The organism is Achromobacter sp. Marseille-Q0513, from assembly GCF_018195695.1.
Taxonomy (GTDB): domain Bacteria; phylum Pseudomonadota; class Gammaproteobacteria; order Burkholderiales; family Burkholderiaceae_B; genus Achromobacter.
The window spans coordinates 1-15,160 of the sequence record NZ_JAGTJY010000044.1 but is presented as its reverse complement, the minus strand read 5'-3'; the positions used below and the strand labels follow the sequence as shown (position 1 = coordinate 15,160).

Here is a 15,160-nt window from a genome sequence, read left to right as displayed (position 1 = left end):
CCATGGCCGCAACGTCACCCCGCGCAGGAGCGCATGCCATGGCCACCGATCTTACGAAGCACTACGTGCTGCTCAACACCGACGGCGCCTCCATCACGACGCAGGGCGGCAATGCCTTCTGGTCGCAGTCGCCGGACCAGCTCGACGCCTACGGCCGAGGCTGGCTGGTGTCGGAATATGAATTCGCCTCGGACTGGAAGCAGTGGGAAATGCACCCCGAAGCCGACGAGCTGCTGCGCGTGATCGCCGGCGAGACCGAGCTGCAGCTGGAATGGCCCACCGGCATCCAGTCCGTGGTGCTGCGCGCCGACCAGGCCTATGTCGTGCCCAAGGGCGTCTGGCACACGGCCAAGGCGGCCGCCCCCTGTCGCATGCTGCACATCACGATGGGCGCGGGCACGCAGCACCGGCCGCTATAGCGGCCCGGCGCCGTTCCTCCGCGCGGACGCCGAGGCCGGCCGTCAGGCGCGCGCCGGCGCCGCACGCGGGCGCGGCAGTTCGCGGTCGTCGATAGGCCAGTGCAGCATGGCGGCCAGCAGTCCCAGCGCGATCGCGCCCAGCCAGATCAGGTCGTAGGAGTGCGTGGCCTCGTACACCAGCCCGCCCAGCCACACGCCCAGGAACGAGCCCAGCTGGTGGCCGAAGAACACGAAGCCGAACAACGTGGTGATGTAGCGCACGCCGAACACCTGCGAGATCAGGCCATTGGTCAACGGCACCGTGCCCAGCCAGATGAAGCCCATGACGGCCGAGAACGCGTAGACCGACCACACCGACAGCGGCAGCAGGAAGAACAGCGCCATCGCGCCGGCGCGGATCAGGTAGATATAGGCCAGCAGGTGCTTGCGGCGATGCCGCGCGCCCAGGATGCCGCAGACATAGGTGCCGGCGATGTTGGCCAACGCGATGATGGCCAGCGCCGCCACGCCATCGGCCGCGCGCAGGCCGCGATCAGCCAGGTAGGCGGGCAGGTGCGTGCCGATGAAGGCCAGCTGGAAGCCGCAGGCCAGGAAACCCAGGTTCAGCAGCCAGAAGCCGCGCTGCGCGAAGGCTTCGCGGATCGCCTGTCCCAACGGCTGGTCACGCTCCGACGGGCCGGCGCCGGACGCGGGGCGCCGCGCTTCCCGCAGGATCAGCGCCAGCGGCAGGGCCACGGCCAGCGCCACGGCGAACACCGACAGCGCCCGCGTCCAGCCCGCGCCGCTGATCAGCCACTGCGCCGCCGGCACCAGCGTGAACTGCCCCAGTCCGCCGACCGCGCCGGCCACGGCCAATGCCCAGCTGCGCCGCTCGGGCGCGACCAGCCGGCTCAGCGCGCCGTAGATGACGGCGAAGGCGGTGCCGGACAGGGCGATGCCGACGCAGATCCCCGCCGACAGCACGAACATCGCCGGCGTGGCCGCGAGCGTCATGCCGACCAGGCCCAGCACATAGAAAACCAACCCGGCGGCGATGACCTTGGCCGAACCGTAGCGGTCGGCGATCATGCCGGTGAAAGGCTGGGCGACGCCCCAGGTCAGGTTCTGCAGCGCCATGGCCATGGCGAAGGTCTCGCGCGACCAGCCCCGGTCCATGCTGACCGGCAGCAGGAACAGCCCCTGCACATGGCGCACGCCCAGGGCCAAGCCCATGATGACGCCGCCGGCCAGCACCATGGCCCACAACAGGGCGGGCGCGGCGCGCGCGGGCGAGGAAGGGGCGGCAAGGGGCATGGCGGACTCCGGCGTATGGCGTCGGCCCCCATGCTGGCGGGCATGACGGCATTACAGCCTCGCACGGGCGCGCGCTCAACCGATTATTTTTCACGTTCCGCATGCGCGCGGCGCATGCCAGTCCCTGGCGGCCGGTGCGTATCGGCACGCGCCCGGCGCGGTTGGCACTGGCGGGCAGTCGCGCGCGGCTCGCCGGAATGCGCGGCGCCCATGACGTCCTCCTGTTAACGGATCGTTTTCTATAGTTACATTTATCGCGGCGATGCCGGCCACGCTTGGTTACAGTGCCCGCTTCCCAACTATTTCCGGCAGACATACCATGCGGCAGGTCCGGCCAGGCAACACCCAGGCGGCGCGCACGCGCGCGCCCTCCCCCGCGCGCGAGGCGGCATGACGCGCGCGCCGTTCTTCCGTCCGCTGGCGCTGGCCGCCGCGCTGGCCGCCCTGGGCGCCGCCGGCCCCGCCCACGCCATGTCCGACTGGCAGCGCGAATGCCAGCGCGGCACCTACGAGATCAATCCCTACACGCCCTGCGCGCAGCCCTTCCACGAAGGGCTGGCCGCCGTCATGACCGGCAGCGAGGAAGATGAGGCCGGCCGCTGGGGCTATATCGACAAGCAAGGCCGCATGGCGATCGCGCCCGCGTTCCAGGAGGCCGCGCCGTTCCAGAACGGTCTGGCCGCGGTGCGCCAGGATGACTTGTGGGGCTATATCGACGCCAAGGGCGCCTGGGCCATCCGCCCGGCCTATGCGGAAGCAACCGGCTTCAACGCCCAGGGCACGGCGCTGGTCCGTATCGACGAACGCGACGTGCTCATCGACCGCCAGGGCCGGACCGTCAAGACGCTGCCGCTGGGCGCGCGCAGCTGGGGCTTCCGGCCCGGACAGACGCTGGCCGAGATCGAGGTGCCGCAGCCGCCGCGCCTGTTCAACGTCGCCACCGGCCGCGCGCTGACGCTGCCGGACGACGTCATGGCGCTGGGCGAGCCGACGCAGGGCCAGATCCCCGCCCAGCGGCGCGCCTCGCGCTACAACGGCTGGTGGGGACTGCTGGACGCCAATGGCCGCTGGGCCGTCACGCCGGAAACGCTGCGCTCCGAAGAGGCGCCGCTGCGCGACGGCAACGTCATCGCCGTGCGCCGCGACGGGCGCTGGCAGTTCGTGGATCCACAGGGCCGAGCGCTGTCGAAGCAACGCCATGGCGACCGCGTCGCGCTGCTGGCGCCCGGCGCATGGCTGATCAAGCGGGAACACAACGCCCCGGCGATGCTGCTGGACGCCGACCTCCGACCGATGCGCAGCTTCAAGCAGGACTATGCCTGGCCGGACAAGCGCGAGGGCTGGACGGTACTGAGTGACGACGAGGCGATCCTGCTGGTCGATCCCGCCGGCCGGCTCAGCATCCTGTCCCTGCCGCAAGGCCGCGTGGACATCCAGAACGGCCGCGCCTGGGTCTATGCCCGGACCTCGGACGGCGCCGCCGATGCGGCGGCCGAAGGGGCGATGGACGAGGCGGTGGACGCCACCCGCGCCGCCATCGACGCCTCGCAGGCCGCCGCCAACACCTCGCTCGCCGAGCCGCCGTCCCCGCGCACGGCGCGCAAGCGCAACGACAGGAATGCCGAGCAGGGCGCGGCCGCCGACGCGGCGCAGGCCCGCCCCGCGCGCGAGCCGGACCCGGCGCCCCCGACGCCGCCGGCGGTCTATCGGCTGCCCGATCCTCCCGCCGTCGCGGCCCCGCCGCCGCCCATGGTCATCATGCCCAAGCCCGCCGCGAACATGCCCGCGCCGGGGCCGACCGCCATGCCGGTCGAGGCGCAAGCCGCCGATGCCGCGCCCGTGGCAGTGGACGCGGCGCAGGAAGCCGGCCAGGCCGTGGATGCCGCCGTCGCGGAAACAGCAGTCTCGGAAGCGGCGGCAGCCGCCGCCGCGGCCGCGGCCGACGCAGCCATAGGCTCGGCCAATAGCCCGGAGACCCTGATCCAGATCTACGCAGCCGACGGCCGGCCGCTGCTGAGCCCCACGCTGGCGGCGCGCTTGCGCGACTACAGCGTGACGCCGGTGCAGCCGGACAAGCGGCTGTCGGCGCGCGAGGCCGCGCTGCTGCCGCTGGCGACGCTGTCGCCCAGCGACTACGAGCAGCCCAACGGCATCCTCACCGCCGACGGCAAGATCGTGATCGATCCCTCATGGAGCCGCATCGCGACCTACGACGCCAGCCTGCCGCTGGTGACGCACACGCGCGACGACAAGGTCGGCGCGATCGACGCCGCCGGCCGCTGGGCGGTGCCGCCGAAGTACCAGGAGCTGGATACGTTCAACGGCGGCTACGCCTGGGCCCTGCCCTTTGATGCCAACAGCCGCAACCAGACCGTGCTGCTCGACGCGCTGGGCCGCAAGACCGCCCTGCCCGATGGCGTCCGCCGCAATGGCGAGTACCTCGACGGCGGCCTGATCACGTACTACGCGCTGGACGAAGACCATGAACGCGTCTGGGGCCTGTGGGACATCCGCAAGAACGCGCCCGCGCTCAAGCCCGCGCTCGCCGGCATCGAGAAGTTCGAGGGCGACTGGGCCCGCGCGCAATCCGGCGAGCGCTGGGGCGTGATCGGCCGCGACGGCAAGTGGCGGGTCAAGCCCGACTACGCAGGCGCGTACCGGCTCGACTACCTGGGCCAGGGCTACATGCTGACCGAGGAAGCCAAGCCGGCCGGGCAGTCCGATGCCTACGACAGCTTCTATCGGCTGCACCACCTGCCCTCCGGCAAGGTCTCGCCGCTGCTGCGCGGCAAGCCCCAGGCGCTGGAGGGCGGACGCCAGATGGGCCTACTGGCCGACGGCGGCACCATGCTGTTCGACGCGCGCGGCGGCTCGGTCCGCATGTTCCAGGGCAAGCCCGAGAACCAGCGCCAGTTCGGCGACTGGATCTCGGTCGGCTATGACGACCGCAAGGGCGCCATCGACGCGCGCGGCAACATGAAGATCGCCGCCGAGAACGGCGAATTCAATCCCTTCTTCGTGCAGCCCGATGGCCTGGCGCGCGTCAACACGCCGCAGGGCTATCGCCTGATGGACCAGAACGGCGCCATCGTGCAGGCCAGGCTGGGCGACGCCACGCCGCTGGCCTCGATGCAGCGGCTGGTGGTCGAGGACCGCGACGGCTCGCGCAGCTTGATGGTGGACATGCAGGGCCGCGAGATCGCTCGCTTCAACAAGACCTACAGCGTGGACGCGTCCACCGCCAGCGAAGGCGTGGTGGTGTACGAAGGCGACAACGGCCGCCAGGGCTTCATCAATGCCGAAGGCAAGCGCGTCGTGGGTCCGTATTTCAACAAGCTGGGTCCGTTGCGCGACGGCCTGGCGCGGGCGCGGCGCGAGCAGCGCAGCGGCAAGCTGTACGGCTACATCGACCTCACCGGCCGCTACGCCATCGCGCCCGAGTTCGCCTGGGCCGATGATTTCCGCGAAGGCCGCGCCCTGGCGCGGCGCGGCAGCCAGCTCATGTACATCGACCCGCGCGGCCAGGCCGCCGCCTCGTTCTCGCTGGTCTGCGGCGCCGTCGTCATCCAGGACGCGCAGCAGCGCGTGACCTGGCCGGCCAAGCCGCTCGCCTGCCCCGACGCCGCCGGCCTGCAATACGCGCCGGCCACCGAAACCGCCCAAGCCGGACAGTCATGACCTTACGCCTGATTCCCCTCACCCGCCTGGCCTGCGCCGTCGCCGCGCTGGGCCTGCCCCTGGCCGCCCAGGCGCAGCAGTACTGGCACGCGTCCTGCGCCTACGACGCGCCCAGCCCGCTGGCGACGGGCGGCTTCTACGATGGCGAGAGCGACGCCGTCAGCGGTTGCATCCGTTCCATTTCCGAAGGCCGCGCCGCCGTGCTGCTGCCTTCCGCCCTGCGCTCGATCAAGCGCGTGCCGACCGACACCTCGCTGCGCGGACATGCCTGGGGCTTCCTGGACGGCCAGGGCCGCCTCGCGATCAAGCCGATCTTCGACCAGGTCGGCGATTTCCATCACGGGCTGGCCGCCGTGCAGTGGCAAGGCAAGTGGGGCTATATCGACGCCCGCGGCCGCATGGCCATCGCGCCGCGCTTCGACGAAGTCTCCGATTTCGTCGAGGCCGGACTGGCGATCGTCACGCTGGACGGCAAACGCCAGATCATCGACCGCCAGGGCAAGCCGACCGGCGACGCGCTCGACGCGTCCGTGGACAACGCGCAGTTGTCGGACGGCCTGCCCGCGCGGCTGATCGTGCGCTACCGCCCCGAGTACCAGGCGCCCGACGGCACCCGGCGCTACGACGAGCCGGGCCGGCGCATTACCGGCGCCTACGGCAAGGACCTGCTGATCGCCGCCACCGAGCGCGGCGAATACGGCCTCTTGAACGACAAGTGGGAATGGGTGGTCGAGCCGCGCTACGAGGAAATCACGGTCCAGTCCGACTGGACGCTGGCCGTCGCCCAAGGACGCGAGGAAGTCGTGCTGCTGGACGCCAAGGGCGAGGCCATCGGTGCAGGCAAGGGCTATCGCAGCCTGGCGCCAATGGGCGCCTTCTGGCTGGCCGAGCTGCGGCGCGGCAGCTACGAGCTGCTGGACGCGAAGGGCCAGCGCCTGGGCAACATCGACGAACGCCAATCGCGCCGCATCGAACCGATAGGCAAGGCGCTGCTGTCCATGAGCGGCGACACCGCGAAGCTGTGGGTGCCGGGCAGGACCGAGGCGGTGACGCTGGGCAAGGATCTGGCCACGCCGCGCCAGACGCAAGGCTATGCGCTGTTCCTGAGCGAAGCGCGCCGGCCGCTCGGCCTGCTGACGCCAGGCGGCGGCTGGATCGATGGCGCCGCCCTGCCCGCCGCCGTCGGCCAGATCGATGGCTTCGACGAAGTCCACGGCCGCCTGTGGCTGCACGACGCCGACGGCAAGCTGCTGGCCGTGTTCAATCCCGATGGCAAGCCGGCGCTGGACGCCGCCGCGCTGGCCGCGCTGAGCGAGCAGCCCATGCGCGCCTTGCGCCACGCCGGACCGGACGCGCCACTGGCCCTGCTGACGCAGGGCCACTGCCAATGCGAGGAGGCGCGCGCCGGCCTGGTGCTGGCCGACGGCACCATCGTGACCGACCCGTCCTGGGAATCGGTGGCCTCGCTGGACGAATCCGAGGACGAGTACGGCGGCGACGAGGACGGCGACAAGCCGGCCGCGCAGGACATGCGCTTCGTCGCCCGCACCGAGACCGGCATGCGCTTGCTCGACGCGCGCGGCAAGCCCATGGACCTGCCACCGCAGCAACACATCGGCCAGTTCCGCCACGGCTACGCACTGGCCTATGCCCAGGGCGCCGCGCGCATCGTGGACCGCGCCGGCAAGCTGTACGAACTGCCCGATTTCTTCGAGGCCGAAGTAGCCGGCCCGGGCCTGGTGCGCTTCCTGAACACCGCCGCCGAGGGTGATCCCTGGGGCCTGTACGACTTCATCGCCGGCAAGGAGGTCTCGCCGCCGGCATTCCAGCGCATCGGCATGTTCCGCGACGGCCGCGCCGAGGCCGCGCTGGGCGAGAACCGCGCCGGCATCATCGACACGCAGGGCAAGTGGATCGTGCCGCCCGAGTACCGCGAGGCGCGCCCGGAGGTCGGCGGCTTGTGGCAGCTGCGCCAGGCCGGCGCGCAGGAAGAAGAGTATCTGCGCCCGTCCGCGCTGGCATCGCGCGACGGCCGCGTGCTCACGCCCTTTGCCTCGCATCTCGAGGTGGCGCAGGACGCGTCCGGCGGCTACATGGCCCGGACCAACCAGCGCCTTTGGCAGATCTCGCGCGACACGACGTCGATCCGGGAAATCTCCGACGCCGACGTTACGCCGCTGGGCGGCTGGCTGGGCATCCAGCGCAGCGACCGGCTCGGCTACGTCGACAACACGGGAAGCTGGCAAATCGCGCCCGAGCGCCTGGGCGGCTCCACCTTCCACGGCTCGCCGGCGCGCGCGCTGCGCCTGGGCCACCAGGAAGGCCAGGAAGACCGCCTGGTCGACACGCAGGGCAACACCGTGGCCACGCTGCCGGTCGGCGACTGGCGCTGGCCCGTCGGCTCGGACTGGCTGATCCGGCTGCGCCACGTGGCCAACGTGGGCCAGGTCACGGACTACTTCGACACCGAGGGCAAGCCCAGGCTCAGCGCCGTGCCGGGCCGGGTCGGCGCCTATTCCGAAGGCCGCGCGGTGAAATCGCTGGCCAACGGCCAGGCGCGCGCGGTCAACGAGCAAGGCAAGCACGTCGGCCCGGTCTACGACGAGCTGTGGCAGCGCCGCGATGGCCTGGCGGTGGCCCGGTTGGACCAGCACTACGGCTACGTCGACGGCCAGGGCAAGCTGGCCATCCCCGCCACGTATGCGCGCGCATCCACGTTCCAGGACCAGCGCGCGGTGGCATCCACCGACGCGGCGTCCCTGCTGATCGACACGCGCGGTGAAATGCTGGCCTCGGTCGGCATGGAGTGCGGCATGCGCACCCTGCGCAATGCGCGCGGCCAGCGCCTGTGGCCGCTGACATTGCCGCCGCGCTGCCCGGCCGAACCGACCGGGGAATAAGACAACGGCGGCGGGGATGTTTTCGCCGCCGTTGCTTCATGACATCACGACATGGGGATTCACGGGATTGGACGTTCAGGCGTCATGCTCAAAACCGTCCCCGATAAGTGGTTTGATCGATTGAAATTTAATCACTATGATTATTTTCAGATCATCTGTCGCCTCTTCGCTGCGACAGAAGCCCACTCCAACAGAAGGTGCAACATGACAGCAGCAACCAAAGTGCTGACCGCGCACGTCCCGCTACCGCTGGCAGACAAGGTGGATCAGATGGCTGCGAGGCTTGAACGCTCGCGTGGCTGGATCATGAAGCAGGCGCTTTCCGCCTGGATCGCCCAGGAAGAAGAACGCGACCGGCTGACCCAGGAAGCGCTGGCTGACGTGGACGCCGGGCACGTCATCGACCACCAGGCCGTGCAGGCATGGGCCGCAAGCCTGGGTACGGATCAACCGCTGCCGGCGCCGCGCTGATGGCGCTGCAATGGACCAGCAAGGCGCTTTCCGATCTGACGCGCCTGTATGAATTCCTGGCTTCCGTAAACCCGCCCGCCGCCTCACGGGTCGTGCAAGCGCTGACCAAGGCGCCAACCAGTTTGCTGACCAACCCGCGCATCGGCGAACAGCTCTTCCAATTCGAACCAAGAGAGGTCCGGAGGATCCTGGTCGGCGAGTACGAAATCCGTTACGAAATCCAGGACTCGATCATCTACGTGCTGCGCCTGTGGCACACCCGGGAAGATCGCTGAAGCTCCTTCCCGAGCAATCCCTGCTCCCTACGTGGCCGCGATGGCGCGACCACGCCCCGCCCTACACCCGATCCAGCTCCAGATAACGCCGGGTCTGCACGATCTCCTCGCGTTCCTTGAAGCTCGCCAAGCGCTCGGCCAGCGCGCTGCTGTCGCCGTGCTTGCGGATCTCGGCCAGCGTCGCCTGCATGGCGTGGATGGCGGCGCGCTGCAGGTCCGAGGGGATGATGGACAGGTGGTAACCCATCGCTTCCAGGTCGGGCAGCGGCACCAGCGGCGTCTTGCCGCCGTAGAACATGTTGATGAGCTTCAGGCCCGGCAGGCGCTGCGCGATGGCGCGGATCTGCTCCAGCGTCTCGGGCGCCTCGACGAAGATCATGTCGGCGCCGGCCTCGATATAGCGTTCGGCGCGCGCGATGGCGGCATCGAAGCCTTCCACCGCGATGGCGTCGGTGCGCGCGATGACCAGCGCGTCGTCGTCGGACAGCGTCTGGCGCGCGATGCGGATCTTGCGGCACATTTCCCCGGCGTCGATCAGGCTCTTGTCGTCCAGGTGGCCGCAGCGCTTGGGAAAGGACTGGTCCTCGATGTGGAAGGCGGCCACGCCGGCGCGCTCCATCGCGCGCACGGTGCGCTCCACGTTGGCCGAGCCGCCAAAGCCGGTGTCGGCATCGGCCACCACCGGCAGGCCGCCGGCGTCGACGATCTTCTCGACGCGGTCCATCACTTCGCTGAAGCTGAGCAGGCCGATGTCGGGATAGCCGGCGGCGCGGGCGATGGCGCCGCCGCTGGCGTAGACCGCGTCGAAGCCCGCGGCTTCCACCAGGCGGGCGGACAGGCCGTCGTAGGCGCCGGGGGCGGCGACGATGCCGCGCGACAGCAGTTCGCGCAAGCGGGTGCTGGCTTTCATGATGAATCCTTGGAAGATGAACGATGGCTCATCTTCGCCGCCGCAAACTAGAATGTCCAATATATGGAAAATTGATAACTAGAACTTAAAAGGTATCAATATGGAATTGCGGCATCTGCGCTATTTCGTCGCCACCGCCGAAGCCCAGCACTTCACACAGGCCGCCGAGCAGCTGGGCATGGCGCAGCCGCCGCTGTCGCAGCAGATCCGCCAGCTGGAAGCAGAGGTCGGCACGCCGCTGTTCGACCGCAAGGGCCGCGGCGTGCGGCTGAACGATGCCGGACGCGCCTTCCTGGCCTGCGCCCAGGACATCCTGCAACGCGCCGACGCGGCGCTGCAGACCGCCCGGCGCGCGGCGCGCGGCGAGGTGGGCGAGCTGACGCTGGGCTTCACCGAAAGCGCCTCGTTCAATGCCGTGGTGACCGAGCTGATCCGCCAGTACCGGCAGCGCTACCCGGATGTGGAAATGACGCTGACTCAGGGCGACAGCGAAACCCTGGTCGCGCAGCTGCGCGAGGGCGCGATCGACGCGGCCTTCGTGCGGCCGCCCTTCGCGCTGGACGGCGGCCTGGCCTTCGCCCAACTGGACGAAGAGCCGCTGATGGTGGCGCTGCCGCTGGGCCATGCGCTGGCGCGGCGCAAGCGGCTGGCGCCTGCCGACCTGGCGCAGGAACGCTTCATCCTGTATTCGCGCAAGTCCGGCTACGGGCTCAGCGCCGACATCATGGCGGCCTGCCGCCAGCACGGTCTCAATCCCCTGATCGGCCAGCGCGCGCCGCAGCTGTCGTCGGCGGTGAACCTGGTGGCCGCCGGCATGGGCGTGGCCATCGTGCCGGCGTCGCTGCGCCACCTGCGGCCGGACGGCGTGGCTTGCCGTCCCTTCGCGCTGGACTGGCCGCGCGCGGTATTGGGACTGGCCCTGCGCGAGGACGCCGGCGGGCGCGCCGCCAACCTGCTGCGGCTGGCGCGGGAACGGGACGGCGCGGCGGTGCAACCGCGTTGAAGCGAGATTGAAAAAGCCGCCACCGCGTTCAGACGCTCGGGGCGGCCGCTGCGCCGACGCCACGGCGCCGGCCACTGTCGGGATGAGTGAGACTCAGTCGTCGTGCGACTCGTGCACGGCCTCGACGCCGCGCTTCCAGTAGCTGGCCGCGCGGATGCGGCTCTTGTCCACGCCGTGCTGGCCCACCATGATCTCGCGCAGCGCCTTGGCGGTGGCCGACTCCGCCGCCACCCAGACATAGCCCTCGCCTTCCGGCAGCTTCAGCTCGCGCGCGGCTTCCAGCAGCAGGGTGCTGTAGCCGGCCGCCACGCCGTTGCGATGCAGCCAGCGCACCGAGGCCCGCGCGCGCGTGTCCAGCGCGATTTCATTGTCTGCTTCCGGCACTTCGATCAGCGCGATGACCTGCGCGGACGCGGGCAATTCCTCGATACGCCGGGAGATCGCGGGCAAGGCGGTCTCGTCGCCGATCAGCACATGCCAGTCGAAGCCCATCGGCACCACGAAGGAACCGCGCGGGCCGCCGATGCCCAGCACCTGACCGGGCGCGGCGCGCTCGGCCCAGGTCGACGCGGGGCCGTCGCCGTGCATCACGAAGTCGATGACCAGTTCCTGGCGGGCCGCGTCGAAATAGCGCGGCGTGTAGTCGCGCGCCTGCGGGCGCGGCGCGTCGTCGGGAAACTTGATGCCGTCGGGCGTGACGCTGGGCAGGACCAGGGGCTGCGACGGATCGGACGGAAAGAACAGCTTGACGTGATCGTCGAAGGACGGCGACACGAAGTCCTGCAGGTCGACCCCGGTGAAGGTGACACGGGCCATCAGCCCGGCCACGCGCTCCACGCGGGACACGATGAGCATGCGCATTTTCAGGTGATGGCGCACGCGCTCGACGGATAGATCGCTACGGCTCATGGATGCTCCGGATAGGAAAACGGGGAATCAATCGCGGGACTTGCCCGTGATGGCTTCGGTGGCGCGACGCAGGATGTCGGCGATGCGGCGCTGCTCGGCCGGCTTGGCGTCGGTGCTGTCCAGCAGGGCGCGCTTGAGCGCGCTGCGGGCCTGCACGAACTCCGGCACCCAGCCCGTGGCGCGGTCCTCGCCCTCGGGCCCCAGGTCCGGCGGCTGGCCGCTCCAGGCCTGGCGCATCCAATCCATCTTGCGCGCGATGTGCTTGAACTTGTTGAACTGCACCGACAGACGGTCGCGGTTGGCGTCGAGGTATGCGCGGCCCGGCTCGGCGAGGCTGTAGCGCTTCTTGGCGCCGTCCTGCTCCACGGTGGCATAACCCAGCTCTTCCAGGTACGTCAGCGCGGGATACACCATGCCGGGGCTGGGCGTGTAGAAGCCGTTGCTCAGCGTGCCCAGCGCCTTGATGAGCTCGTAGCCGTGGCTGGGATTCTGCTCCAGCAGGCCCAGCAGCATCAGTTGTAGGTCCTCGGCCGACACGCGGCGTCCGCGCGTCCAGCCACGGCCGTCGCCGCCGAAACCGTCGTCGGCTTCGCCGCCGCGACCGCCGGGGCCGCCAGGCATCCAGCCGCCGCCGCTGGCATGGCGCGCGTGACGGCCACGCATGCCGTGGTGGTCGTGGTCTTCGTGGCGACCACGACGTTCGTGACGGCCGTGGTCTTCACGACTGCCGCGACGCTCGTGATGGCCGTGGCCTTCGTGATGGGCGTGACGCTCATGGTCGCCGTGATGGCCATGGTGTTCGTGATGACCGTGATGGCCTTGATGACCGTGGCCATCATGGTGGCCGTAACGCGCGTGACGGTCATGGCCGTCGTGGTGACCAGCATGGCAGTGATGGCCGTGACCGTCATGGTGGCCGTGGAACGCATGGCAGCCGTGGCCGTCATGGCCGTGGTGTCCGTGGCGATGGGAATGCTCGTTCCAGTCACCGCAGAACGCGCCGACGTAACGGCCGTGTTGTTCGGCGTGGCGGCCGTCGCGGTGGTGCATGGCATGGTCGCGGCGGTCGCCGCGGTGACCGCCGTGGGCGTCGCGGCGCATCTGTCGCGCGGCGCGCGCAAAGGCGGCAAAGAATTCGGTATGGCGCATGGGGGCCTCTCTCTGTAAGTCTTTAGATATATCTAAAGATATAGATCGAAAGATACACCCCGGTCTTTGCCGCCGTCAAGCGCCGCGTTCGCGCACCCCCAGCGCGATGCCGCCCACGATCAGCCCCATGCCGGCAAGCAGCGCGCCGTCCAGGGACTCGCCCAGCACCGCCGCCGAGCACAACAGGCCGAACACGGGCACGCCCAGCAGGCCGATGGACGTGACGCCGGCCGGCAGGGAGCGATTGACGTTGACCGCCGCCCAGTACGCCACGGCGATGCCGAACACCCCGCCGTAGCCGAGCAGCCACGCCAGATCCGCGCCCCAGATCACGCGCGGCGCGCCTTCCGTCGCCCAGGCCACCGCCGACAACATCACGGTCGCCAGCAGCGCCTGCCAGAAGGCCAGTTCGAACGGCGGCGTCACCCAGCGGTGGGCGCGCACATAGACGATGTTGGCGGCCCAGCACAGCGCCGCGAGCAGCACCAGTGCATTGCCGAAGATGGCCGCGCGGTCGCTCCAGTCGAATGCCAGCGGATTGAAGATCAGGACCAGGCCGGCCAGCCCCAGCAGCAGCCCGGCGCGGCGGCCCGGTCCGATCGGTTCGCCCAGGAACAGCCGCGCGGCCGGGATGACCCAGAGCGGCGTGGTGTAGGCCAGCACCACCGAGCGTCCGGCCGGCACATGCTGCAATCCCAGGCTCACCAGCGCGGCGAACGCGCCCATGTGCAACAGGCCCACGCTGAGGATCACGGGGATGTCGGCGCGCACCGGCCAGGCCACGCGGCGCAGCGCCAGTCCCAATAACAGCAAGGCCGCGGCGCCGACGGCGCTGCGCGCGGCCACCGCCCACAAGGGCGTCATGTATTGCAACAGCAGCTTGCTGACGACCCAGGTGAAGCCCCAGGCCAGCACCACCACGGCCAGCAGCGCCAGCGCCTGGCGCCGGGAAAGCGAATCCTTGCTCATTTTCTACGGCGCCGCGCGGCGCGTTGCGGACAAGCCCAGACTATAGGAGCCGGGCGCGCCGCCGCCGTAGCGCCACGCCGCGCCTATTCTCTGGAGCCACGCGCGGCGGGCCGGCGCGCCAGCCATTTCGCGGCCTCGGCCGCCCTGGCATCGTCGGGCGCCGGCGCGTACACCACCAGGCTCAGGTGCCGGTTCTCGTCCACGGTCAGCGTGGCGTGCTCGAACGCCACCTCGCCCAGCGCGCCCAGGTTCAGGCTGCGCAGGCCCAGGCAGGAACCGTGCACATCGTGCTCGCGCCACCAGGCCTTGAAGTCCGGCGACACGCGCTCCAGCTCCTCGACCAGCTCGACGATGTCGGGCACGTCGGAGGCGCTGGCGAAGCTGCGGCGAAAGCTCGACAGCATGCGCGGCGCCTGCGCCTGCCAGTCCACGAAGACCTCGCGCATGTGCGGATCGACGAACAGCATCCACAGCAGGTTGCGGCGGCCCGGCGCCTGCGCCGAATAGCGGAATACCTTGTCCGCCGCGGCATTCCAGGCCACCACGTCCCAGCGCAGGTTGAGGATGTAGGCGGGTCGGGCCGGCAGATCGTCCATCAGCCGGCGCAGCTGCGGCGGCACGGTGCACAGCGTGCGGCCGGGCTCCGCCGGCGGACGCTGGTGCGCCAGCAGGTACAGGTGGCGGCGCTCGGCCGCGTCCAGCTTCAATACCCGCGCCAGGTTGTCCAGGAAGCTGGCCGACACGCTGATGTTGCGGCCCTGCTCGAACCAGGTGTACCAGGCCAGGCCCACGCCAGCGAGCGCGGCCACTTCCTCGCGCCGCAGTCCTGGCGTGCGCCGCCGCCCGCCGGCCGGCAGGCCGAGTTCGGCGGGACTCAGGCGTTCGCGCCGCAGGCGCAGGAATTCGGACAGGTCGGCGCGGGTGCGCGCCAGGCGCGGCGCGGCCGCAGCGGTGATCGTGGTGCTGTCGTTCATGGGAGCCTGAAGCAAGGATCGCGCCGCTCGGGCCCGTGCAGCAGGGACGCGCGCAATGGCGCGGACCATCCCGCCGACGGGCCACCGGGCGCTTGCGCGGGAACAGCGGCGGGCAGCCAGTCTATTGCCTGTAGTAACAGCATAAACAGCTAAATTGTATAAGCCTGAAGAGGCTCACAGAATAGCGCCGTTTCCTTCTGGATTTCATTG

General features: G+C 70.1%; 13 protein-coding genes. 7 read left to right on the top strand and 6 right to left on the bottom strand.

The window, feature by feature from the left end; genetic code table 11:
* The first annotated feature begins 38 nt into the window (after positions 1 to 38).
* A complete protein-coding gene (locus KDH83_RS11690) occupies positions 39 to 419 on the top strand; it encodes a cupin domain-containing protein (RefSeq protein WP_212315756.1) in 381 nt (126 codons plus the stop codon).
* A gap of 42 nt (positions 420 to 461) precedes the next feature.
* On the opposite strand, the gene KDH83_RS11685 is transcribed toward KDH83_RS11690, so the two are convergent.
* The gene (locus KDH83_RS11685) at positions 462 to 1,655 is read right to left on the bottom strand and encodes an MFS transporter (protein WP_212315796.1); all 1,194 of its coding nucleotides are present in this window, start codon (positions 1,653 to 1,655) and stop codon (positions 462 to 464) included.
* Between the two features lie 447 nt (positions 1,656 to 2,102).
* On the opposite strand from KDH83_RS11685, the gene KDH83_RS11680 reads away from it, so the two are divergent.
* The 4 genes from KDH83_RS11680 (at position 2,103) to KDH83_RS11665 (ending at position 9,036) form a co-directional block, all read left to right on the top strand.
* Complete coding sequence (locus tag KDH83_RS11680) at positions 2,103 to 5,390, top strand: WG repeat-containing protein (protein WP_212315754.1); 3,288 nt, start codon at positions 2,103 to 2,105, stop codon at positions 5,388 to 5,390.
* On the top strand, positions 5,387 to 8,290 hold the full coding sequence (locus KDH83_RS11675; RefSeq protein ID WP_212315752.1) for a WG repeat-containing protein: 2,904 nt from the start codon (positions 5,387 to 5,389) through the stop codon (positions 8,288 to 8,290). Before KDH83_RS11680 ends, KDH83_RS11675 begins: the two co-directional genes overlap by 4 nt.
* Positions 8,291 to 8,374: 84 nt before the next feature.
* A complete protein-coding gene (locus KDH83_RS11670) occupies positions 8,375 to 8,761 on the top strand; it encodes a ribbon-helix-helix domain-containing protein (protein WP_249205029.1) in 387 nt (128 codons plus the stop codon).
* Entirely contained in the window at positions 8,761 to 9,036 is a 276-nt protein-coding gene (locus KDH83_RS11665) for a type II toxin-antitoxin system RelE/ParE family toxin (RefSeq protein WP_212315750.1), read from the top strand. The genes KDH83_RS11670 and KDH83_RS11665 overlap by 1 nt, the downstream gene beginning before the upstream one ends.
* Before the next feature lie 61 nt (positions 9,037 to 9,097).
* On the opposite strand, the gene KDH83_RS11660 is transcribed toward KDH83_RS11665, so the two are convergent.
* Positions 9,098 to 9,946 carry an isocitrate lyase/phosphoenolpyruvate mutase family protein gene (locus tag KDH83_RS11660; protein WP_212315748.1) on the bottom strand — a complete coding sequence of 283 codons (849 nt, stop codon included), beginning with the start codon at positions 9,944 to 9,946 and terminating at the stop codon, positions 9,098 to 9,100.
* Between the two features lie 100 nt (positions 9,947 to 10,046).
* On the opposite strand from KDH83_RS11660, the gene KDH83_RS11655 reads away from it, so the two are divergent.
* Complete coding sequence (locus tag KDH83_RS11655) at positions 10,047 to 10,949, top strand: LysR family transcriptional regulator (protein ID WP_212315746.1); 903 nt, start codon at positions 10,047 to 10,049, stop codon at positions 10,947 to 10,949.
* 93 nt (positions 10,950 to 11,042) lie between these two features.
* Here the strand turns inward: KDH83_RS11655 and KDH83_RS11650 are convergent, their stop codons facing one another.
* Complete coding sequence (locus KDH83_RS11650; protein ID WP_212315744.1) at positions 11,043 to 11,858, bottom strand: siderophore-interacting protein; 816 nt, start codon at positions 11,856 to 11,858, stop codon at positions 11,043 to 11,045.
* A 27-nt stretch (positions 11,859 to 11,885) separates the two neighbouring features.
* Positions 11,886 to 12,479, bottom strand: coding sequence for a PadR family transcriptional regulator (locus KDH83_RS11645; protein WP_349291620.1), 594 nt, complete (start codon positions 12,477 to 12,479; stop codon positions 11,886 to 11,888).
* A 27-nt stretch (positions 12,480 to 12,506) separates the two neighbouring features.
* Here KDH83_RS11645 and KDH83_RS11640 point away from each other — a divergent pair, with 27 nt between their 5' ends.
* Positions 12,507 to 13,025, top strand: coding sequence for a hypothetical protein (locus tag KDH83_RS11640; protein ID WP_212315740.1), 519 nt, complete (start codon positions 12,507 to 12,509; stop codon positions 13,023 to 13,025).
* 57 nt (positions 13,026 to 13,082) lie between these two features.
* On the opposite strand, the gene KDH83_RS11635 is transcribed toward KDH83_RS11640, so the two are convergent.
* Both KDH83_RS11635 and KDH83_RS11630 read right to left on the bottom strand, forming a co-directional pair.
* Entirely contained in the window at positions 13,083 to 13,976 is an 894-nt protein-coding gene (locus tag KDH83_RS11635) for a DMT family transporter (RefSeq protein WP_212315738.1), read from the bottom strand.
* Positions 13,977 to 14,059: 83 nt separating this feature from the next.
* Positions 14,060 to 14,950, bottom strand: coding sequence for a helix-turn-helix transcriptional regulator (locus tag KDH83_RS11630; protein WP_212315735.1), 891 nt, complete (start codon positions 14,948 to 14,950; stop codon positions 14,060 to 14,062).
* Positions 14,951 to 15,160 lie beyond the last annotated feature (210 nt).

Coding starts and splice junctions, on each gene's coding strand:
- KDH83_RS11690 (WP_212315756.1), top strand. CDS start 39: ATGGCCACCGATCTTACGAAGCACTACGTGCTGCTCAACACCGACGGC.
- KDH83_RS11685 (WP_212315796.1), bottom strand. CDS start 1,655: ATGGTGCTGGCCGGCGGCGTCATCATGGGCTTGGCCCTGGGCGTGCGC.
- KDH83_RS11680 (WP_212315754.1), top strand. CDS start 2,103: ATGACGCGCGCGCCGTTCTTCCGTCCGCTGGCGCTGGCCGCCGCGCTG.
- KDH83_RS11675 (WP_212315752.1), top strand. CDS start 5,387: ATGACCTTACGCCTGATTCCCCTCACCCGCCTGGCCTGCGCCGTCGCC.
- KDH83_RS11670 (WP_249205029.1), top strand. CDS start 8,375: ATGCTCAAAACCGTCCCCGATAAGTGGTTTGATCGATTGAAATTTAAT.
- KDH83_RS11665 (WP_212315750.1), top strand. CDS start 8,761: ATGGCGCTGCAATGGACCAGCAAGGCGCTTTCCGATCTGACGCGCCTG.
- KDH83_RS11660 (WP_212315748.1), bottom strand. CDS start 9,946: ATGAAAGCCAGCACCCGCTTGCGCGAACTGCTGTCGCGCGGCATCGTC.
- KDH83_RS11655 (WP_212315746.1), top strand. CDS start 10,047: ATGGAATTGCGGCATCTGCGCTATTTCGTCGCCACCGCCGAAGCCCAG.
- KDH83_RS11650 (WP_212315744.1), bottom strand. CDS start 11,858: ATGAGCCGTAGCGATCTATCCGTCGAGCGCGTGCGCCATCACCTGAAA.
- KDH83_RS11645 (WP_349291620.1), bottom strand. CDS start 12,479: ATGCCTGGCGGCCCCGGCGGTCGCGGCGGCGAAGCCGACGACGGTTTC.
- KDH83_RS11635 (WP_212315738.1), bottom strand. CDS start 13,976: ATGAGCAAGGATTCGCTTTCCCGGCGCCAGGCGCTGGCGCTGCTGGCC.
- KDH83_RS11630 (WP_212315735.1), bottom strand. CDS start 14,950: ATGAACGACAGCACCACGATCACCGCTGCGGCCGCGCCGCGCCTGGCG.